This is a genomic window from Chryseobacterium lathyri (genome assembly GCF_003290185.1).
In the GTDB taxonomy this organism is placed as follows: domain Bacteria; phylum Bacteroidota; class Bacteroidia; order Flavobacteriales; family Weeksellaceae; genus Chryseobacterium; species Chryseobacterium lathyri.
The window spans coordinates 250,626-270,748 of record NZ_QNFY01000002.1; the positions used below are offsets into that span (position 1 = coordinate 250,626).

At 37.0% G+C, this 20,123-nt stretch carries 26 protein-coding genes; 8 read left to right on the forward strand and 18 right to left on the reverse strand.

Annotated elements, in window-relative coordinates; all coding sequences use genetic code 11:
- The first annotated feature begins 21 nt into the window (after window positions 1-21).
- Complete coding sequence (locus DRF61_RS03430; RefSeq protein ID WP_111954065.1) at window positions 22-780, forward strand: response regulator transcription factor; 759 nt, start codon at window positions 22-24, stop codon at window positions 778-780.
- 1 nt (window position 781) lies between these two features.
- Here DRF61_RS03430 and DRF61_RS03435 read toward each other — a convergent pair whose 3' ends face one another.
- The 8 genes from DRF61_RS03435 to DRF61_RS03470 all read right to left on the reverse strand — a co-directional run bounded on the left by DRF61_RS03435 (window position 782) and on the right by DRF61_RS03470 (window position 7,133).
- Window positions 782-1,531 (reverse strand): ThiF family adenylyltransferase, encoded by a 750-nt coding sequence (locus DRF61_RS03435; protein ID WP_111954067.1) that lies wholly within the window; start codon window positions 1,529-1,531, stop codon window positions 782-784.
- A gap of 85 nt (window positions 1,532-1,616) precedes the next feature.
- A complete protein-coding gene (locus DRF61_RS03440) occupies window positions 1,617-2,123 on the reverse strand; it encodes a DUF6973 domain-containing protein (RefSeq protein WP_111954069.1) in 507 nt (168 codons plus the stop codon).
- Window positions 2,124-2,177: 54 nt separating this feature from the next.
- Window positions 2,178-3,032, reverse strand: a complete 855-nt coding sequence (gene accD, locus DRF61_RS03445) for an acetyl-CoA carboxylase, carboxyltransferase subunit beta (RefSeq protein WP_111954071.1) — start codon at window positions 3,030-3,032, stop codon at window positions 2,178-2,180.
- Between the two features lie 96 nt (window positions 3,033-3,128).
- On the reverse strand, window positions 3,129-4,199 hold the full coding sequence (gene fbaA / locus DRF61_RS03450; RefSeq protein WP_111954073.1) for a class II fructose-bisphosphate aldolase: 1,071 nt from the start codon (window positions 4,197-4,199) through the stop codon (window positions 3,129-3,131).
- A 71-nt stretch (window positions 4,200-4,270) separates the two neighbouring features.
- Window positions 4,271-5,137, reverse strand: coding sequence for an NAD kinase (locus DRF61_RS03455; protein WP_111954075.1), 867 nt, complete (start codon window positions 5,135-5,137; stop codon window positions 4,271-4,273).
- Between the two features lies 1 nt (window position 5,138).
- Window positions 5,139-5,789, reverse strand: a complete 651-nt coding sequence (locus tag DRF61_RS03460) for a CBS domain-containing protein (protein WP_111954077.1) — start codon at window positions 5,787-5,789, stop codon at window positions 5,139-5,141.
- Between the two features lie 187 nt (window positions 5,790-5,976).
- Window positions 5,977-6,507 (reverse strand): RNA methyltransferase, encoded by a 531-nt coding sequence (locus tag DRF61_RS03465; protein ID WP_111954079.1) that lies wholly within the window; start codon window positions 6,505-6,507, stop codon window positions 5,977-5,979.
- 5 nt (window positions 6,508-6,512) lie between these two features.
- Entirely contained in the window at window positions 6,513-7,133 is a 621-nt protein-coding gene (locus DRF61_RS03470) for a toxin-antitoxin system YwqK family antitoxin (RefSeq protein ID WP_111954081.1), read from the reverse strand.
- A 55-nt stretch (window positions 7,134-7,188) separates the two neighbouring features.
- Here DRF61_RS03470 and DRF61_RS03475 point away from each other — a divergent pair, with 55 nt between their 5' ends.
- Window positions 7,189-7,788 carry a hypothetical protein gene (locus DRF61_RS03475; RefSeq protein WP_111954083.1) on the forward strand — a complete coding sequence of 200 codons (600 nt, stop codon included), beginning with the start codon at window positions 7,189-7,191 and terminating at the stop codon, window positions 7,786-7,788.
- 9 nt (window positions 7,789-7,797) lie between these two features.
- Here the strand turns inward: DRF61_RS03475 and DRF61_RS03480 are convergent, their stop codons facing one another.
- The gene (locus tag DRF61_RS03480) at window positions 7,798-8,679 is read right to left on the reverse strand and encodes a bestrophin family protein (protein ID WP_111954085.1); all 882 of its coding nucleotides are present in this window, start codon (window positions 8,677-8,679) and stop codon (window positions 7,798-7,800) included.
- 477 nt (window positions 8,680-9,156) lie between these two features.
- On the opposite strand from DRF61_RS03480, the gene DRF61_RS03485 reads away from it, so the two are divergent.
- Window positions 9,157-10,026: a cupin-like domain-containing protein gene (locus DRF61_RS03485; protein ID WP_111954087.1), complete on the forward strand. Its 870-nt coding sequence runs from the start codon at window positions 9,157-9,159 to the stop codon at window positions 10,024-10,026.
- A 177-nt stretch (window positions 10,027-10,203) separates the two neighbouring features.
- Here DRF61_RS03485 and DRF61_RS03490 read toward each other — a convergent pair whose 3' ends face one another.
- Window positions 10,204-10,734 carry a GNAT family N-acetyltransferase gene (locus DRF61_RS03490; RefSeq protein ID WP_111954089.1) on the reverse strand — a complete coding sequence of 177 codons (531 nt, stop codon included), beginning with the start codon at window positions 10,732-10,734 and terminating at the stop codon, window positions 10,204-10,206.
- 142 nt (window positions 10,735-10,876) lie between these two features.
- Here DRF61_RS03490 and mutS point away from each other — a divergent pair, with 142 nt between their 5' ends.
- Window positions 10,877-13,465 (forward strand): DNA mismatch repair protein MutS, encoded by a 2,589-nt coding sequence (mutS, locus tag DRF61_RS03495; protein WP_111954091.1) that lies wholly within the window; start codon window positions 10,877-10,879, stop codon window positions 13,463-13,465.
- 26 nt (window positions 13,466-13,491) lie between these two features.
- On the opposite strand, the gene DRF61_RS03500 is transcribed toward mutS, so the two are convergent.
- Genes DRF61_RS03500 through DRF61_RS03505 form a run of 3 tightly spaced genes read right to left on the reverse strand, consistent with a single transcriptional unit; the run spans window position 13,492 to window position 14,048 of the window.
- Entirely contained in the window at window positions 13,492-13,644 is a 153-nt protein-coding gene (locus DRF61_RS03500) for a bacteriocin (protein ID WP_111954093.1), read from the reverse strand.
- 51 nt (window positions 13,645-13,695) lie between these two features.
- Window positions 13,696-13,854, reverse strand: coding sequence for a bacteriocin (locus tag DRF61_RS22530; RefSeq protein WP_146897043.1), 159 nt, complete (start codon window positions 13,852-13,854; stop codon window positions 13,696-13,698).
- A 29-nt stretch (window positions 13,855-13,883) separates the two neighbouring features.
- Window positions 13,884-14,048 (reverse strand): bacteriocin, encoded by a 165-nt coding sequence (locus DRF61_RS03505; RefSeq protein WP_111954095.1) that lies wholly within the window; start codon window positions 14,046-14,048, stop codon window positions 13,884-13,886.
- 137 nt (window positions 14,049-14,185) lie between these two features.
- Between DRF61_RS03505 and DRF61_RS03510 the strand changes: the two genes are divergently transcribed.
- The 3 genes from DRF61_RS03510 to DRF61_RS03520 all read left to right on the forward strand — a co-directional run bounded on the left by DRF61_RS03510 (window position 14,186) and on the right by DRF61_RS03520 (window position 15,903).
- Window positions 14,186-14,674 (forward strand): TlpA family protein disulfide reductase, encoded by a 489-nt coding sequence (locus tag DRF61_RS03510; RefSeq protein WP_111954097.1) that lies wholly within the window; start codon window positions 14,186-14,188, stop codon window positions 14,672-14,674.
- 11 nt (window positions 14,675-14,685) lie between these two features.
- Entirely contained in the window at window positions 14,686-15,345 is a 660-nt protein-coding gene (locus tag DRF61_RS03515) for a thioredoxin family protein (protein WP_111954099.1), read from the forward strand.
- A gap of 156 nt (window positions 15,346-15,501) precedes the next feature.
- Window positions 15,502-15,903, forward strand: a complete 402-nt coding sequence (locus DRF61_RS03520) for a ribosomal maturation YjgA family protein (protein ID WP_111954101.1) — start codon at window positions 15,502-15,504, stop codon at window positions 15,901-15,903.
- On the opposite strand, the gene DRF61_RS03525 is transcribed toward DRF61_RS03520, so the two are convergent.
- The 5 genes from DRF61_RS03525 to DRF61_RS03545 are packed head-to-tail and all read right to left on the reverse strand — an operon-like array spanning window position 15,890 to window position 19,510.
- On the reverse strand, window positions 15,890-16,303 hold the full coding sequence (locus tag DRF61_RS03525) for an energy transducer TonB (protein WP_111954103.1): 414 nt from the start codon (window positions 16,301-16,303) through the stop codon (window positions 15,890-15,892). The two genes, DRF61_RS03520 and DRF61_RS03525, sit on opposite strands and share 14 nt — an antisense overlap.
- Before the next feature lie 9 nt (window positions 16,304-16,312).
- Window positions 16,313-17,233 (reverse strand): YARHG domain-containing protein, encoded by a 921-nt coding sequence (locus tag DRF61_RS03530; RefSeq protein WP_111954105.1) that lies wholly within the window; start codon window positions 17,231-17,233, stop codon window positions 16,313-16,315.
- Entirely contained in the window at window positions 17,230-17,868 is a 639-nt protein-coding gene (locus DRF61_RS03535) for a DUF2306 domain-containing protein (protein WP_111954107.1), read from the reverse strand. The genes DRF61_RS03530 and DRF61_RS03535 overlap by 4 nt, the downstream gene beginning before the upstream one ends.
- Window positions 17,869-17,888: 20 nt before the next feature.
- On the reverse strand, window positions 17,889-18,308 hold the full coding sequence (locus DRF61_RS03540; RefSeq protein ID WP_111954109.1) for an energy transducer TonB: 420 nt from the start codon (window positions 18,306-18,308) through the stop codon (window positions 17,889-17,891).
- A complete protein-coding gene (locus DRF61_RS03545; protein WP_111954111.1) occupies window positions 18,305-19,510 on the reverse strand; it encodes a BaiN/RdsA family NAD(P)/FAD-dependent oxidoreductase in 1,206 nt (401 codons plus the stop codon). Before DRF61_RS03545 ends, DRF61_RS03540 begins: the two co-directional genes overlap by 4 nt.
- A 113-nt stretch (window positions 19,511-19,623) precedes the next feature.
- On the opposite strand from DRF61_RS03545, the gene DRF61_RS03550 reads away from it, so the two are divergent.
- Window positions 19,624-20,115 carry an acyl-CoA thioesterase gene (locus tag DRF61_RS03550; RefSeq protein ID WP_111954113.1) on the forward strand — a complete coding sequence of 164 codons (492 nt, stop codon included), beginning with the start codon at window positions 19,624-19,626 and terminating at the stop codon, window positions 20,113-20,115.
- The last annotated feature ends 8 nt before the right edge of the window (window positions 20,116-20,123 follow it).

Below are 20,123 nucleotides of genomic sequence, written 5' to 3' on the forward strand. Positions count from 1 at the left end.
GACGTTTTTTTACTAATAAACATGGATGATATTGATAAATTTTTTTCCGAAAAAAATACTGTACACAAATTATCACAAAACGAACTGTTGCAGGCTTTTGATTATCTCGAGCCTGTAAAGACATTTGCAAGAATAACCTATAAAAGCATTTATATTATAGATTATCAGAAAAAAACATTTGAGTATGTTTCAGATAATCCTCTATTCTTGTGTGGACATTCCCCAAGTGAAGTTCAACAGCTGGGGTATGCTTTTTATTTTAAACATGTGAAACCTGACGATTTGGAACTGCTGCTCAAAATAAACGAGGTAGGGTTTAATTTTTATGAGAATATCCCTGTTGAAGAAAGAAAGCAATACATTATTTCGTATGATTTTCATTTGGTAAAAGACAATAAAAAAAACATTTTGATCAATCACAAACTTACCCCCCTTTTTTTAACAAACGAAGGGAAAATCTGGAAAGCAATGTGTATTGTATCTCTTTCTCAAAATAATAAATCCGGAAATATTGAAATATTGAAAGATGGGAGTGATGAGATATGGAAATTTAACCTTTCACAAAATGAATGGGTAAAGAGTGCCAAAATAAAGCTTACAGACAGAGAAAAAGAAATTTTATTTCTGTATGCCCAAGGCCTAACGATTAATGAAATAGCAGAAAAGATATATTTGACTCCAGATACTGTTAAATTTCATAGGAGAAAACTCTTTGATAAGATCAGTGTTCAGAACATAACAGAAGCACTGGCATATGCCACCAATAACAAATTACTGTAAACTATTCCATAATAGATGTGAAATAAAATTCAGGGAATTGTCTGAAACTTTTACCTGTAGCAATTTTATATAAAAGAGTAGTGCATATTCCAGCGACAAGCCACGAGCCAATAGCAAGCTGTGGAGGAGGTAGAAGCTCTTCTTCCTCTTTGTAACTCATTATTATTTTATCAAGCCAGTCCACATTTTGACCAGTTTTTTTTAAGTATTGAGAGGCGAATATAACAACATTCAATTCATTCATGCTGTTTTCGTCTCCCAGAGTTTCTAAATTTTGGCTATCTGGTGTTATTGTCGTAACCAAACCGGCCCATCCTAAATTATAAGGGTGTAAAACTGTGATTTTCTTTTCCTGGCAGGCCCTATCAAATAAAACAGGAATAGTGGAAGTAAAATCGAGCGCATTAAAAGCAACAGAAACATTTTCAAGAATCCGGTCTAAGTTTTCTTTAGTTATAAACTCATTAATGTATCGGATACTAGCTTCAGGATTAATGTTTTTAAGACGATTATATAAAGACTCAGCCTTATACATAGAAACCTCCTGATCAGTATAATTTTGCCGATTAAGGTTCGAAACGTCTATAATATCACCATCTATAAGGGTAATATTTTCAAATCCGAAACGTAAAGCACATTCGGCAATATTACTTCCGATTCCATTTCCAGCCAATAGTATAGGGTAATTTTTGATAATATGTTGCTCTTCAGGACTTACGTAAATCCTGTTTCTTGAATATCTATCGTTCATGATGTATTAGTTTTATGCAAATTATGATCCGGCAGCTCTATTTTTCACTCTCGGAATTACAAAATACACTCACAATATAATCATATCAATCCAAATAAACCAGATATCCCTCAAAATCATCATCCAGGCTTTTCAAAACTTTTGCATCAGCCATCTTCTTTTCCAGACTATCAATAAAAAAGCCTTTCTCAAAAAACTGCCGGTGGATTCCCGGAAGCAGCTCCATGAAATAATCCATCCCGATTTTATTGTTATGAAGGTCCATTTTGGTTTCCAAAGGTTCATTGGGGAAAAGTTCCTCATGCATATCCGTTAATCTTTTGCAGAAATCCAATGCTTTTTGGGGTGAGGAGACCTTGCAGCAGTACATCATGATGAAACAGCACCATAATGCATGTCTGTAGGCATTTCCAATGCCATTGTTGGAGGCTGTTTCCGGGAATTTTTTCTGAGCAATGCTAAATGTTTGTACCGTTGCATGAAAGCTTAATAAGGCAAAAAGAGGATGGGGAAGAAGGAGCGCTAAAAGCCGCATGACCTTTTTCAGGCTCATGCTGCGGATGGCATTAAAAAATATCTTAAAAGTCCTCATAAATAAAAATCTCTCCCTAATTAGAGAGAGATTGTATAGTGTTTGTTACAGATCTTAAGCATTCACAGCTAATAAATTGACTGTTTTAGCTACCGTGTCTTTAATTTCTGTTCTTTTTACGATAAAATCTACAAATCCTTTTTCCTGTAAGAATTCAGAAGTCTGGAAACCTTCAGGAAGATCTCTTCCGATCGTCTCACGGATTACTCTAGGACCGGCAAAACCAATCAGTGCTCCCGGTTCAGCCATGATAATATCTGCTGTCATAGCGAAAGAAGCCGTAATTCCTCCAAAAGTAGGGTCACAAAGGTAAGCGATGTATAAAAGTCCTGCTTCAGAAAGCTGCGCAAGTTTGGCCTGTACTTTGGCAAGCTGCATCAGTGAGTAAGTAGCTTCCTGCATTCTTGCTCCCCCGGACTGGCAGATGATCATGTATGGAAGTTTGTTGGCGATACAGTAATCTACCGCTCTTCTGATCTTTTCACCCATTACAGAACCTAAAGATCCGCCGATAAAAGCAAAATCCATACAGGAAACTACCATTTCAGTTCCTTTTACGGTTCCTACTGCATTTCTGATGGAATCTGTAAGCTTTGTTTTTGCTTTTACTTCTTTTAAACGGTCTTTATAAGGTTTTGTATCCTTGAAATTTAAGATGTCAATACTTTCAACATTGGCATCCAGTTCAGTGAACTTACCTTCGTCAAAAAGGATCTCAAAAAATTCTGCACTTCCTATTCTTACATGAAATCCGTCTTCAGGAGAAACATAGTTATTTCTTCTCAGTTCATCATGCTCCACTACTTTTCCTGATGGAGTCTGATGCCAAAGGCCTTTGGGAACGTCCTTTTTTTCATCAGTAGAGGTGGTAATGTTTTTTGCTTTTCTTTTAAACCAGTCGAATGCCATTTTGATTGTATTAATGTATCATGTAAAAGGTAAAATGTATAAAGACAAAAGCATTAAATCTACTTTGTACTTTATACATCCTACTTTTACAAAAAATTATTTTAAAGTATTTACGTTATTTAAGTCTTCAAACGCTTTAACCAGTCTTGTTGAGAAAGTTTCTTCACCTTTTCTTACCCAAACTCTTGGGTCATAGAATTTCTTATTAGGTTTTTCTTCTCCTTCAGGATTTCCAATTTGAGATCTTAAATAATCAATATTGTTAACCATATAGTCTCTAACCCCTTCCGTGTAAGCGAACTGAAGGTCAGTGTCGATATTCATTTTGATAACTCCGTAGTCGATAGCTTCTCTGATTTCTTCTAAAGTAGACCCTGAACCTCCGTGGAATACAAAATTAACAGGTTTGGCAGCTGTTCCGAATTTCTCCTGAACATATTTCTGAGAGTTATCAAGGATTTTAGGCGTAAGAACCACGTTTCCTGGCTTGTAAACTCCGTGTACGTTACCAAAAGCAGCAGCAATGGTAAAGTTGTCAGAAATCGCTTTTAATTTTTCATAAGTATACGCTATATCTTCAGGTTGAGTATATAATTTAGAGTTGTCTACATCAGAATTGTCTACACCATCTTCCTCACCACCTGTAACACCGATCTCAACTTCTAAAGTCATCTGCATTTTAGCCATTCTTTCGAAATATTTAGCAGAGATTTCCAAGTTTTCCTCTAAAGGTTCTTCAGACAGATCCAGCATGTGAGAAGAATAAAGAGACTTTCCTGTCTGCTTGTAATGCTCTTCACTTGCATCTAATAATCCGTCGATCCAAGGCAATAATTTCTTTGCACAGTGGTCTGTATGTAAAATTACAGTAGCTCCGTAAGCTTCTGCAAGAGTATGAATATGTTTGGCGCCGGCAATAGATCCTAAAATTGCAGCTCTCTGACCGTCATTGTTTAGTCCTTTTCCTGCGTTGAACGCAGCTCCGCCGTTTGAAAACTGGATAATTACAGGAGAGTTTAATTTCGCTGCAGTTTCCATAACAGCATTTACATTGCTTGAACCAATTACGTTTACTGCAGGCAGTGCAAATTTGTTTTCTTTGGCATACTGAAAAATATCAGTAACTAATTGACCTGTGGCAACTCCTGCCGGAAAAATTCTGCTCATGTTTTACTTTTTATTTTAAATTATTAGGCGTTTTTAAAATTCCTGTAAAGGTAATCATTTTTGAGGAATTACTAATTTCTTTTGTCCCTGCCCCAAAGCAGCTTCTGACGGATTGTTTCGTAGAAACTTAAATGGTTCGGCTGTACCAGAAGGATTTGAAAATCTGCCTTTTTGATGATGATTTCTTTGTCGGTTTCTATATGGACCAGTCTGGAGTCCAGAGAAAGGGAATACTGTGGCACTCTGCTTTCCACTTTAAATTTTATTTCCACTCTGTCATTTACAACCAAAGGTCTTACGTTGAGATTGTGCGGAGCGATAGGGGTAATGACAAAATTTTCGTTATTGGGAGAGATAATCGGCCCTCCGCAGCTTAAAGAATAAGCGGTAGATCCTGTAGGAGTGGAAACAATGACTCCATCACCCCAGAATACATTCAAAAACTCGTCATTGATATAAGAATCTACCGTAATCATGGAGGTGGTTTCTTTTCTGGACACGGTAACGTCATTCAGTGCATATGGGAAAAAATCACCGGATTTTGGGGAAACAACCTCAATTACAGCACGGCGGCTTGTCTTCACATCACCTTTCAAGATGGCATCAAGTTCTTTAAAAGCCTCTTCTTTTGTAAAGCTGGCTAAAAACCCTAATCTTCCGGTATTCACCCCAACAATCGGGATCTCCAGGTCTTCAATAAAGGTGAGGGAGTTCACAATAGTTCCGTCACCTCCGAAAGTAAAGAAAAGGTCTACTTCTTTGTCCAGAAGGTCCTGCTTGCTGTTAAATGTTTCAAATATCTTTGAGAACTGAAGTGCTTCAGCCATTTCGTCATACAGAACAGATTTTACGCCTCTGGTTTCAAGTTCTGAAATAAACTTGCTTAAATATAAAAAAGTATCGAGGTCTTTTTTCTGAGAATATATGGCTGCCTTCATGTTATATTTCTATGAATTTTTGGAAAAACCCGAATCTGTCCTTAAACAGGTCCGATTTTTCATCAGAATAGTATTTTTCAACAATTCTATAATCGTACCGGTCAAAAGTAGCGTCTATCGAAGACAGGTTTTCGTTGCTGATTTTAATGGTTACCTGGATTACTTCATCAGACATAAAAGAGATGAATCCGCCATAGAATTTTGAGTTGTTGCTTTCCACAATGTTGGCGATCTCCGTCATCGAATACTTTCTGGCCGGCGTTTCTATGGTAAGAATAGCTCCTGTTTCTGAAAACAGCGGATAGCGGGAAAGATTCTGGAAAATATCTTCACAGGTGATATACCCAAGATATTTTTCATTTTTATTGATCACAGGAATCACATTGGCACTGAACGTATAGAAAAGACGGATGCTGTCCATGATATTATTGTCTTCCAGGATGGCAAAGCGCTCGATCTGATGTTCGAGGTCCTTCAATATCCCGTCATCTTCATAAAGAAAGTCTTCCGCAATAGCTCCGTAGAAATGATGGGATTTTTTAATGAAAATGTGGGAATATCCAAAATCCTCTAACATATTTCTTGCTGATTCTATTGAGTCAGTAAGGCTAAAACACGGAAAGTCTTTTGAGATATAATCCTTGATAAACATTGTGCTAATTTATAAAAAATTAAATGAAACTTTTTCTCAAAACATCACTTTTTTTCTGGGAAAATTAAAAAAATGATGTTAAAATTTGTTCGTAAAGAAAAAAAAAGTATCTTTGTCGCCTTTCATTTTTACTTTTTATTAGATTTATTTCAAACTGCACTGTCTTTTAAGGACATATGCAGTTTTTTTATTTAAGGGCTTTTGCAAACTCCCACATCACAATTCCGCCGCATACACTTACATTCAGAGAGTGCTTGGTTCCGAGCTGTGGAATTTCAAGAAATGTATCAATATTGGGGAGTGCTTCATCACTTATTCCTTCCACTTCGTTTCCTAAGATCAACGCGTATTTTTTTGATTTATCGATGCTGAAATCGGTGATCATAACGCTGTCTGTTGTCTGTTCGATCCCTATAATTTGATATCCACGACTTTTATAATCGTTTATCGCTGTGTTAATGTCACTTTCGTGGGCCCAGTCCACACTTTCCGTAGCTCCAAGTGCGGCTTTGTGGATCTCACGGTGTGGCGGCTGCGGAGTAATACCACAAAGGATTATTTTTTCGATCAGAAAAGCATCTGCTGTTCTGAAAGATGCCCCTACATTATGCATGCTCCTCAGGTTGTCTAAAATAATGACCAATGGAATTTTCTCAACCTTCTTAAATGTTTCTACATCTATTCTGTTAAGTTCTTCCAGTTTTAATTTCTGTACCAATTGTTTTATTTTGTTGAGATTAATTTTCCTTCTCTGTATATTTCTGTTTTTTCAACGCTTCCGTCTTCACGGTAATGAACCCGGCTTCCATTCCATTTATCGTTGGCAAATTCTGTTTCACGTTGCAGTTTGCCTGATGGATAAAATGATTTCCATTTTCCGACAGCAAGCCCGTTCTCATACTGACCGATCTGTTTTACAGATTTTCCGTTTTCGTAGAAAACTTTGCTTTCACCGTGTAATTTAGCAAATTTATAATTGGAAATTTCCGCCACGACTCCCGAAGGGGTGTAAAAAGTAGCCGTAAAGCTGTTATCATAAATGTTTTTATCACCATTCCTAAAAACTTCTTTTGAAGTAAGAACACCATTTTTATCGTAATAAGCCCATTCTTTTACTTTATAGTCTTTCTTGTATTCTCCTTTAGCCTGAACTTTTCCGTTGTCATGATAATAAATGGCATCGCCTTCCACTTTTCCCTTCTTCCATTCAAGAATCTGTTTTACCTGTCCGTTATCATAGAAAGCTTTGCACGATCCCTCCTGAAGTCCGTCTTTGAATCCGCATGGTTTTTGTGCTATTGCCCACGATGATGCGGCCATTAACAGCAGAAAAAAGTATTTCATAGATATTTTTATTTCAAAAATAGCAAAATACTTATATTTGATTTAAAATATTAACATGAAAAAAATATCCACTTTACTGCTGTTGGTATTCGCTTTTCTATTTTCACAGGCACAGAACACCTATTATCCTCAGGCTTTTTTTGATAAAAAGCTAGCCAGGGAGATGCTTAGCTTTGGAAATTCTACGATAGAAGGAGTGGCTTCCACGAAACAGAAAAACAACTGGGGAATTAAACCCCTGCTTGGGGCAAAGCACTATGCTCCTAAAGGAACCGTAGTGATGCTTTTTCCTGTGACTCCTTATTTTGATGAGTTTTACAGCATGAGAAGAAAGTACGAGAGCAAGAAAACAACAGTCTACATGTCCGAAGATGCATTTAAATATAGGCTGGAAGCATTAACGGACGATCACGGGCGATTTAAGTTTGAAAAGTTAAAACCCGGAAAATATTACCTGGAAACGATTGTTAATTTTACAGCTACTGCAAGCTATCAGGAGCAGACAGGAAGATCAGATGCTTATAATGCCTATGGGGGTTATCTGTATTCTACTCCCATATACCAGACCTTTTTTTATGGTTATTCTGCAGCGAACCGCGAAAGTAAATTCGTAGAGATAAAAGCAGACGGAGAAATCAAAGAAATCAACCTTTAAGGTTGATTTTTAATTTTTAAGCCCCATAATCTGGTGTACACTCCTCTCAATATTTTGTGCCAATGCTTCCATAGGAATATCATTTTCATCATTATTGAAAGGGTCTTCAATTTCCTCAGCAATCAGTTCCAGACTCATCAGAACATAATAGACGAACACGGTAAGCGGGATCATCAGAAGTCCGATCGTTATTACATAGGCAACAGGCAACGCAAGGACATATAAGATGATAAATTTCTTAACAAACGAAGAATAAGAGTAGGGAATAGGGGTGTTTTTAATTCTCTCACAGCCTCCACAGACATCCAGAAATCCGGAAAGCTGGGTGTCAAGATACAACATCTCGATATCTGATATCTTTCCTTCTTTTTTCAGTTGATTCAGTTTATAGGTCAAAAGAATGACAATTTCACTGGGCCCATGATGTTTAAGGGATTTTTCAATTTCTGTATAATCTTCGTCTAAAGCCAGTCTTGTAGATTCTTGTGAAAGATGCTTGGCCAGAAAATGCGGAAAGTACTTTAAATATCTTGAAATTTGCTCTGCGTCTTGCCGGTTGTCACCCAAAATAGCATTAATCTTTACGGCGAAATTCCGGGTATCATTCACCAGCTTACCCCAAAGTTTCCTGCCTTCCCACCATCTGTCATAAGCCGTATTCGTTCTGAAAACCAGCAATAGCGATAATACAAAACCCAGCAGAGAATGGATCATTCCAACATTGCTTACCCCTGATTTTGCAGTAAGATGAAGGTATTCCACCTCCAGATACTGGATCCCCCACGAATAAAGCCCCACAAGAATCATCGTCGGAAAAAGAATCTTCATGGTATCGCTTTTATGCATACTGAAAAGGATCTTCAGGAAATGTTTGGTGTTGTAGGCTCTCATAAATATGCTTAGTCTTACAAAGATAATTTTTTCATTTTATCCCTGCTTTATCATGAAGCTTAAAATAATTTTAAAAATAAAGCAAAAGGGCAAAAGACAGATTGACCACAGATTTCTCAGATTTTCACAGATGATTGCGCATAGTTTTTTTAACATTAAGATTTGTGAAGGAGATAAGGGCAGCTAGGAGAAAATCTTAGATTTTTTTAGCTCTGGTTCTTAAAGTGAAGCTCAGCTTGATGATTTTAAAATCTTCAAAGATCTTAATGTTTTAAATCCTGTTTATAAAAATCTCTGATTTTTAAACTTATGTGTACTTCTTATTCTCAATACTTTAAACTAAAAAATAACTAAAGTGTTTAAAAACTTTTGTCCTTTTGTTGTTTAAATCAGGGCCCAGAATTCCCGATACCATTTTTTAATTTTCACAGATTTCAAAAAAACACTATTTTTATTTCGCATTAAATAACAAACAAGATGATCCTCGAAAACGTAGATGTAGTCAACGATATCAGTAAAGAAGATTTTCAGAAGAATTATTTCAAAAAACATAAGCCGCTTTTGATCAAAAATTTTGCGGCCAGATGGGATGCCTTCGACAAATGGAATCTTGCCTATATCCGTGAGAAAGCAGGTGATCAGATCGTGCCGTTGTATGATAATAAACCGGCTGATGCTTCCAAAAGCTCAGATGCTCCTGTCACGAATATGAAAATGAAGGATTATATCGACCGGATTAAAAGCGGACCATCAGATCTGCGGATCTTTTTCTATATCATTACAGACCGGCTTCCGGAACTGCTGAAAAATTTCACGTATCCCGACCTGGGGATTAAGTTTTTTAAGCGGCTGCCAACTCTTTTCTTTGGGGGAAGTGAGGCCCATGTTCTGATGCATTATGATGTAGATCTGGGAGATTTTCTTCATATTCATTTCGAGGGTAAGAAAAGAATCCTGCTATTTGATCAAAAACAATCTGCCTTTTTATATAAAGTGCCGCTCTCTGTTCATACGGTTTATGATATAGATTATGAAAATCCTGATTATGAGAAGTTTCCGGCCTTACAGTATGCCAAAGGCTATGAAATTTTTATGGAGCATGGTGATGCGCTTTTCATTCCCGGGGCATTCTGGCATTTTAACAGATATCTGGAACCGGGATTTTCCATGTCGCTCAGGGCTCTTCCCAACAAACCGAATGTTTTTGCCAATATGATGTACCATGTTTTTATCATGAGGTATACAGATAAGCTTCTTCGTAAGCTGTTTAAGGCTAAGTGGGTGAATTACAAGCAGAAATGGGCTTATGAAAAAGGGACGGAAGCTTTTGAAAAGAAAAGGAAATAGTCTTGAAGGTTGAAGAGGGAAGCTGGAGGTTAATGTATCTCCTTATAATATTTCCTGTGACGGTTATAATTGAAAGTCAATTAGGAAAGTCAGAATGTTTTAAAAAATTAATTAAAAAATATTCAGTGGTTCTGTAGAGCTTCAGAAACTTCTATCTTCCGGCATCCATCTTCCCTCTTATTCATTAATAAGACCGAAGATTTTGGCATCTACAAACCTTCCTTTTTCAAAAAAATAATCACGCAGAGTGCCCTCATCTTTAAAGTTTAAAGAGTTCAAAAGCTTTTCGGAAGAAATATTGGAAGGGTCTATGAATGCGTCTACCCGGTGAAGTTTCATACTTTCAAAGCCAAAAGTAAGAATAGAAAGAATAGCTTCTTTCATATAGGCGTTTCTCCAGAATTTAGGATTCAGTTCATAGCCGATCTCAGCACGGAAATGCTCCGGGAACCAGTTATGGTAGCCGCATGTTCCAATAACTTTCTTGTCGGATTTTAATTCCAGTGCCCATCGGAATCCTTTTCCTTTTTCAAATTCATTATTAAAATGTTGGATGATTTTTTGAGCATCTTCCTGTGTTTTAAAGGTTTCCAGATCATAATATTCCATGACTTCATCCAGAGAAAAATATTCGAAGAGGTCTTCTGCATCATCAATAGTCAGCTGTCTTAAAAGAAGTCTTTCAGTTTCTAAAACAGGGTAGATCATAGAGTTTATATTTACTGAAAAATACAACAAATATTTTATTCTGAACATATAATACAGCTTTTGATCCCCATAGCGAGATTAATTTCATCACAATTTCCAACCCTGAATTTATTTTATTTAAATTTGGGGCTCATTTTTTATTATGGCAAAAACGAAGAAGGAAACCCCGTTAATGACGCAGTATAATACCATCAAGGCGAAATACCCTGATGCACTGCTGTTATTCAGGGTTGGAGACTTTTATGAAACGTTCGGGCAGGATGCTGTGAGAACCTCCCAGATTCTGGGTATTGTTCTTACCAAAAGAGCTAATGGAGAAGGACATATAGAGCTGGCAGGATTTCCACACCATTCAGTAGACTCCTATCTTCCAAAATTGGTAAGAGCCGGAATGAGAGTTGCCATCTGTGATCAGCTGGAAGACCCAAAAATGGTCAAAGGAATTGTAAAAAGAGGCGTTACAGAGCTTGTGACACCAGGTGTTACCTTTAACGATCAGGTATTAAATTCAAAAAAGAATAATTTCCTTCTTTCTCTGCATAAAGAAAAAGAGAAGTACGGAATTGCCATGGTGGATGTTTCTACCGGCGAGTTTTTGGTGAGCGAAGGAAATCTGGAAAAGATCCTGCATATCATCAATACTTTTGATCCCAGCGAAATTGTGTACCAAAGAAGTGTTCAATTGCCGGAACAGCTCAAAAATAAAAGCGCCTTTAAGCTTGAAGACTGGGCTTTCCAGTATAATTTTGCCTACGAAAAACTGACCTCGCATTTTAAAACGAATTCTTTAAAAGGGTTTGGTACAGAAAACCTTCCACTGGCTATTACAGCAGCGGGAGCCATTTTCGCTTACCTGGTAGAAGATACACACCACAATCTGCTGGCACATATCACAAAGCTTCAGATCATTCCACAGGAAGATTACCTGATGATGGACAACTTTACCCTGAGAAATCTTGAAATTGTTTATCCAAGTAATCCACAGGGAAAATCGCTCCTGGATATTATTGACAAAACATCTACCCCGATGGGTGGAAGGTTATTGAGAAGAAGAATCATTCTTCCGTTAAAATCGGTGGACGAAATTATGAGGAGACTTTCTCTGATTGATTTTCTGAACGAAAATGATCAACTGAAATACGAGATTTGTCAGTTGTTGAAATCGATCTCGGACCTTGACAGGCTGATGGGGAAACTGGCTGCAGAAAAGATATCTCCGAAAGAACTTGGCTATCTGCGCCAGAGTCTGATCAACATTCATCAGATTAAAGCGTTGCTTCATCCTCATGCAGATGTTCTGGCCTGGCTGGAGCCGTTATTTGATATGGATGAACTGATCAAATTTTTGCAGAATCATCTCAATGAAGAGCTTCCGGTGAATATCTCCAAAGGAAATATTATCAAAGAAAGCATCTCGGAAGAGCTTGACCGATTGAGAAATCTACAAAGTAAAGGCCGTGGTTTCCTGGATGAGATGTGCCAGAGAGAAATAGAAAGAACGGGAATTTCAAGCCTTAAAATCGATTTTAATAATGTTTTCGGATATTATATAGAAGTAAGGAATGCCCATAAAGATAAAGTTCCCGCTGATTGGTTGAGAAAACAAACGCTTGTCAATGCAGAGCGTTACATCACCGAAGAGCTGAAAGAATATGAAAGCCAGATTCTTGGTGCCGAAGAAAAAATAGGGGTGTTAGAAAATGAGCTGTATAGAAATGTGTGTGCCGAAACAATGGTCTATATGGATCAGATCCAGGGAAATTCCAATATTATTGCACAGCTTGATGTAGCGGTGGGACTTTCGGAACTGGCTGTTTCTGAAAGCTATACGAAGCCCGTTCTTAATCAGGGATATGCCATTGACCTTAAAGAGGCAAGACACCCGATTATTGAAAATGCACTTCCTTTGGGAGAAAAGTACATTCCGAATGATATATTTTTAGACAAAGATTCCCAGCAGATCATCATGGTGACCGGACCTAACATGGCCGGTAAATCAGCGATCCTGCGTCAGACAGCAATTGTATGCCTTTTGGCTCAGATTGGAAGTTTTGTTCCCGCAAAACATGCTGAAATTGGGGTTTTGGATAAAATTTTTACAAGGGTAGGAGCGACCGATAATATCTCTGCCGGTGAATCTACTTTTATGGTAGAAATGAACGAAGCCGCCAATATCCTGAACAATATTTCGGAACGCAGTCTTATCCTGCTGGACGAAATAGGACGTGGAACATCTACCTACGACGGAGTTTCTATCGCATGGGCTATTGCAGAATACCTTCATCAGCATCCTACGCAGGCAAAAACTTTATTTGCAACCCATTATCATGAATTGAATGAAATGACGGTGAATTTTGAAAGAGTGAAGAACTTCCACGTTTCCATCCAGGAAAATAAAGGAAATATCATTTTCTTAAGAAAGCTGATTCCGGGAGGCAGTGAGCACAGTTTCGGTATCCATGTGGCTAAACTGGCGGGAATGCCGGCAAAAGTGGTCAACAGAGCCAATGAAATCCTTAAAACCCTTGAAGCGAGCCGTACACAAAACACCAGCACTTCTGAAAGCATCAAAAGAGTAACAGAAGAAAATATGCAGCTCTCGTTCTTCCAGCTGGATGATCCGGTTCTGGAAAATATCCGTGAGGAACTCACAAAAATAGATATCAATACCTTGACACCTATTGAAGCTTTAATGAAGCTTAATTCAATAAAAAAAATGATTGGAGGCTAATCCAATCATTTTTTTATTTGTATTGATTAGCAACAAACTCCCTTTGTATCACATGCCCCTATGTACAACTCTCCATCATTGTTACAAAAACAGGTTGTAACACAGGTAGGTCCGTTACCACCATTAATTTCTTTTAATTCATTTTTCGTTAATTTTCTTTTTTGAAGATTTGTTTTCATGTTAAATATTTTAGTTAGGTTTTAAAATGGTCTTTTGTAAAGTTCTGTCAATTAGCAGCAGTATCCGTCACTGCCTCTTGGTCCAATGATCATGAAATGGCTGGGTACACCTCTGAGCTTGCACAGGCCTTCAGCACATGAAGCTCCTCCGTTGATCTCTTTTAACTCTTTTTTTGAAAGTTTTCTGCTTTGAAAGTTTGATTTTTTCATACCAATTATTTTGTAGTTAACTTAAATCCTTAACAGCAGTATCCGTCCTGAATACCATAAACGCCATACAATTCTACTCCGGTCACCGGATCAATACAGCTCACGACTCTTGGACATACAGGTCTGAAGCCTCCACTGATTTCTTTCAATTCTTTTTTTGAAAGCTTTCTTGGTTGAAGATTTGATTTTTTCATAATAATTTTAATTTAGGTATAGCTAATTTACATTTTATTTTATATAATTCTATAGTTGGTGATAAAAAATAAATATCATTAACAAAGTTTAACAGATTGATACTTAAAGAAAAGGATAGCATTCGTTAACTTTAAGCATGAAGAATTTATTAAGTATACTCCTCCTTTTTTTATCCTTTGCTGGTTTGAGTGCTCAGCAGAAAGAAGTTTCCATTATGAAATACGAAGATTTTGAAAAACGTATTCAGAAGGATAATGATAAGTTGTTGGTTGTCAATTTCTGGGCGACTACCTGCGCTCCTTGTGTGAAAGAACTTCCTCATTTTATGGAGATTAATAATAAATTTAAGGATCACTCAAACTTTAAAATGATTTTGGTTTCGCTGGACAGGCTTGTAGATAAAGAAAGAGTATTGAAATTTATCAAAAATAAAAACCTTACTGCTGAAGTGATTCTACTGGATGATATTAAAAGAATGAATACCTGGATTCCAAGGTTTGAAAAAGACTGGGACGGAAATATTCCGGTGACAATCTTCTATAAAAATGGTGAAAAAGTGTATTTCAACGATGGCGAAATGAGCAAAGAAGACCTGGAAAAGACCATCAACAATAATTTAAAATAAAAAAATATCATATGAAAAATCTGAAAATTTTAATGGCTGCATTTATTGTTGGGTTTGGAGTGCTGAGCTTTACAACAACAGATCATAAAGCTGACGCTTCTCAAAATACATCTGTAAATTCTGCTGTAAAAGGGTATGAAGTTGGAGATGAAGCCGCTGATTTTAAGTTGAAGAATATTGACGGTAAAATGGTTTCTTTAAGCGATTTTAAAAGCTCGAAAGGATTTATAGTAATATTTACCTGCAACCATTGTCCGTACGCAAAAAAATACGAAGACAGGATTGTAGAATTAGATAAAAAGTTCAAGGATCAGGGTTATCCGGTTATTGCTGTTAATCCTAATGATCCCAATGTACAGCCGGAAGACGGGTACCAGCAGATGATCGAAAGGGCAAAACAAAAGGGGTTTACTTTCCCATATTTGGTAGATGAAGGACAAAAGATATATCCGCTTTACGGAGCTACAAAAACACCTCATGTTTTTGTCCTTCAGAAAGAAAACGGAAAAAATATCGTGAAATATATCGGAGCTATTGACAACAATTATGAAAATCCAGACGATGTATCCGAATATTATGTTCAGGATGCTGTAAATGCCCTGATCAAAGGTGAACCCATAAAAATGACAAAAACAGTAGCTATAGGATGTACAATCAAAGTAAAGAAATAATATATTTGTATTAATATTATAAAAAATCGGTGTTCATTGAATGCCGATTTTTTATGACCGAAATTGAATGAGGTTTTATCTACTTAATAGGGGTGGGCTTTAGCCTGCACAAACAGAAATCAGCCATAAAGGCTTTATCCAAAATTTAAGCACAGCATGGAATTTAAATTCAGCCTGAAATATCTTCTTCTTACCATTGTTATCTTTCTTGCAGAAGTTCTGATCGCCACAAAACTGGCCCATATTTTCTTTGTAAGAGCTTATCTTGGTGACGTGATAGTCGTTATGCTTCTATACACATTTGTTAAAACCTTTGTGAAGATCAATAATGAAAAGCTTATCCTTGGAATTTTAATTTTTTCCTGTATGGTAGAATTTGCACAATACTTTACTGTTGCAGAAAAATTAGGCTTTCGCCCTGGAAGCCTGATGTATATTGTAATCGGAAATTCTTTCTCTTGGATAGATATTCTATGTTATGCTGCAGGATGCCTGCTGCTTTTCCTTGGGTTGAAGTTTAGCCAATTGAAGAAAGAAAAGCAAACTATTGCAGGCTAAATACCAAAGGCTGTCTCATGATGCTCCGGACTTTTTTGCCATTCTCTTCTGCAGGAATCCATTGTATTTTGATCATTTTCAAAGCTCTTAGAAATTCATCTTTTACCATTTTATATTCGTAGGATTCTATTTTAATATCCACCATATTTCCTTCTGTGTCTACAATAAAAGTAGCAACGGCTTTAGCTTTCATAATCTCCGCTTTTACTAATGGAGAGGTCCGGAAATTCTTTAAAACTTCCTTTACAAATGCCTGGTGCCCGCCAGGAAACGCCGCAATCTGGGATGGTCGGGGTTCTGCATCTACCGATGGCTTCGGACCTGGAATTACAGTTGAATCTTTTTGGGCGGCAATAGAAACAGCCCAGAATAACAGAATAAAAAACAAATATTTTTTCATAGGTAAATCTTATCTTCCAAAGCTGTCATATTTATCTTCTGCATATTTTATAAAGCGGTTAAGCAAAGCTACATTCTCCTTTTCCATTGGAGAAAGTTCCTTATCAACATTATTTGAAACAGGAATATACCAGTCCGTCTGTTCAAAGAAATACCTGTAAGTCTCTTTTTTGAAAGAATAACCATGTCTTGCAAAAACAGAATTTTTGATGATTTCAAGATCTATTTTCCGTAAGTTTTTCAGGTCTTTTTCAGATAGCTTTTGCTTTGATGCATTCAAATTAAAAATCGCTTCAGAAGCTACCCTGTTTTTAGAAGTCGTATAGCTTTCCGTCTTTCCGGTTTCTTCGTCTGTATATTTTTCCACAAAATCCTTTGGATTGGACCAGTCAACCAGATCAGAATCCTTATCCAGCATAAAATTAGGATTGTATACAAATTCCTTTTTTGAAAGTTTAATCGTTTTTAAAGGTGATTTTACTGCAGTTTTATTAAAAGCATTCCATTTTCCGGTGATGCTGTCACCACTTAATTTTACTTCAAATCTACCGTCTGTTTTATCATTGCCAGGCTCATCCAGTACAAAAGATTTAGTGCTTTCATTAAAAATACCCCTGAATGGACGCTGATTTCCATTGACGATGCTTTGTCCATAGACACTGTCTTTAGTTATTCTGTTAATTTTCAGTGAAATTCTCTTATTGATGCTGCCCTCATATTCAGAGCCGTCGGTTTCATCTACCATTTTTTCCATCCCGGCAAAATCACCGGTATAAATTCCGTAATATTCTTTGTAGATTTCAGGAACTGCTACAGAATCTTTTTTGGCGATCACCGAATCTTTTCCTGTTTCGTTTACTTTTCCATCTTTCTTACAGCTCAGAAGAGAGACTGCCAGCATGGAAGCTAGGGTGTAATTTAGAATTTTCATATATGTTTTTTTGTAATTAAATATTCAATCAAAAGGATATTGGGAATCCAGCCAAGCCATGCAATGATTTGGTAGACATCCATTGGGTTTGGGTGGAATAAATATACAATAATAACTTTCCAGATCCGTAAGGTAAGCGCAGATAAAGTAAGGGCAAAACTTCGCCACATCCACTTCTTGTGTTCTTTAAACCTTTTCCTTCTTGCCGATTGATAGGCTTTATACGTAGTAAACCACCAAAGAGATCCTAGAATAACGAACGAAATTTTAGATAAAAAGCCTCCGTTGGCAAAAAATCCCATATAGATTCCGGAAGGTGCCGCCAGAATCAGAATTAAAAAAATATAGACTTTGCCAATATTCCTGTGAAAATTTTCAATCCCGAAATTTTTTCTGAGAATAGCCAGAAATCCAGAAAATAGCACAAAAATACTGGTATACACATGGGTGTAGAAAAAAGAAAGATATTCCGGTCTGTCATGAACTTCCGTCTGCTTGATCATCAGAAAGCTTACATTAGGATCGAAGGGAAAATATTCTAGCGTAATTTTAAGCATTAACCAAAAGAAATATCCAAACCCAAACATTAAAAGGGTTTTTAATAAGAGAGGAATATTTTTTTTAATGGCAAGCATTTATTAAAATTTGCTGATCTTTAAATACTTATACCCATAGGGATTTCATACCAGGTCTTAATGGGTTGGCCGTTACGCATGGCAGGCTTCCATTTTGTTTTAATCCTCCTAATCACACGGGTCATTTCTTTATTCATGGAAGGGTCATCACCTGTTGTTGAAACGGAACTCATGCTGCCATCAGTATGAATTAAAAATTTTGTAACAGATTTCAGTGTTCCTGAGCCATTAAGCTTGGAATGGTCAAATTCAGATGAGATATGTCTTCTCAATGCTGTCATTCCACCAGGAAATTCAGCAGGAATGTCTGTTTCAAGAAGTGGAGAGATAACAGAATCAACAGCGTTCGGCTGCTCCGGTGTCTTTTCTTTTGTTGAGACTTGTGAAAAGACCAATTGTGCTCCTAAAAGCAAAAATAATATTGATATTTTTTTCATCATGATAAATGATTTAAATGTTGTGCAATAAGCCACGCCTCACTCCAGCATGCTTGGAAATTAAATCCTCCCGTCACAGCATCAATATTCAAAACTTCTCCGGCAATATAAAAATTCGGGAGTAGTTTTGAAGACATATTTTTAAAGTTAATTTCCTTTAAATCAACGCCTCCGGCGGTTACAAACTCGTCTTTAAAAGTAGACTTTCCCGTAACCTTCAGCTTTTTTCTACAAAGGTTTTCAAGGATCTTCTGTATTTCTTTCCCTGAAATATTGGAGATTTGTTTATTAAGATCAACCTGTGAAACATCCAATATTTTCTGCCAGAACCGGTTGGTAATGTCAAAGATTTTCGCCTGTCCAATTGTCTTTTTCGGATTAGACTGTTTAAAGTTATGGAAACTTTCTTCAGCCTCATCCACAGATTTTGAAATAAAATTCACTTCAATTTCAAAATGGTACTTTGATTTCGCAAGACTTATCGCTTCCCATGCTGAAATTTTCAGAACAGCTGGTCCTGAAAGGCCCCAGTGTGTAATCAGTAAAGGCCCGCTTTCCTCAGTTTTTAAGGAAGGAATTGAGATTTCAGCATTTTCAAAGCTGGTTCCGGGAATATCGTGTAGCAATTCATCTTTAATATTGAAGGTAAAAAGTGATGGGACGAGATCTATGATCTTGTGACCCAGATTTTCAACGATTTTCAGTGATTTCGGAGAACTTCCGGTCGTATAAACGACATAATCCGCCTGAAAATCTCCCAAACTGGTCTTGACAAGATATTTTTCATCCTGTTTTTCAATTTCTTTTACAGAACATTTTGTTTTGACCTCAACCTTTTTATTCTGAATTTCATTCAGGAAAGTATTGATAATGGTCTGTGAAGAATTGCTTTCCGGAAAAACCCGGTTATCATTCTCAATTTTCAATGGTACATTGCGTTGGTCAAACCAATCCATAGTATCTCCCGGCTGAAATTTGGTAAAAACACTTAGCAGTTCCTTATTTCCCCTTGGATAAAACTGAACCAGTTCCCTTGGATCAAAACAGGCATGCGTAACATTGCAACGTCCGCCACCTGAGATTTTTACCTTCTGAAGTACATCCGAGTTCTGTTCAAGGATGGTAATTTTATATTTTTTTTCGTCAAGATTCGATGCGCAGAAAAAGCCTGCGGCGCCACCTCCGATAATAATGATCTGTTTCATGTAATGGTAATCCTATGCTGAAGATTATTTTTTCAAAAGTACAATTTTTATAAACCATCTTATTTGAGTAATTTTGAAGATTATAATTTAATCATACTAAAAACAACTTTTACATGATTTTTTACCATAAATTCGAAGTACGCTGGAGTGACCTTGATGCCAACAAGCACTTAGCCAATTCATCATATGTACAGTACTGTGCCCAGTCCAGAATGGCCTTTATGACCAAAGAAAAAATGGGAGTAACCCAGTTGAGCCGATGGGGAATAGGACCTGTGATTCTGCATGAAAGATATTCTTTCTTCAAAGAGATTTACGCCGACCAGACGGTTATCGTAAGCCTTGAGATCGATGGATGCTCGGAAGACTCTTCCATCTACAGATTTCTCCATAAATTCTATACGCCGGACGGGGTACATTGTGCCACTGCAGAGGCTACAGGAGTGTGGATCGATATGATGCTGAGAAAAATGACAACCCCGCCGGATGATGTGGTTGAAGCAATGAACAAATACAAAAGCCCTGAAACAATAGTGATGAGTAGGGAAGATTTCAAAAAGCTTCCTTTCCAGCCAAATAATGTGGATCCGGCAGAATTTAGCTAATTCGAAGT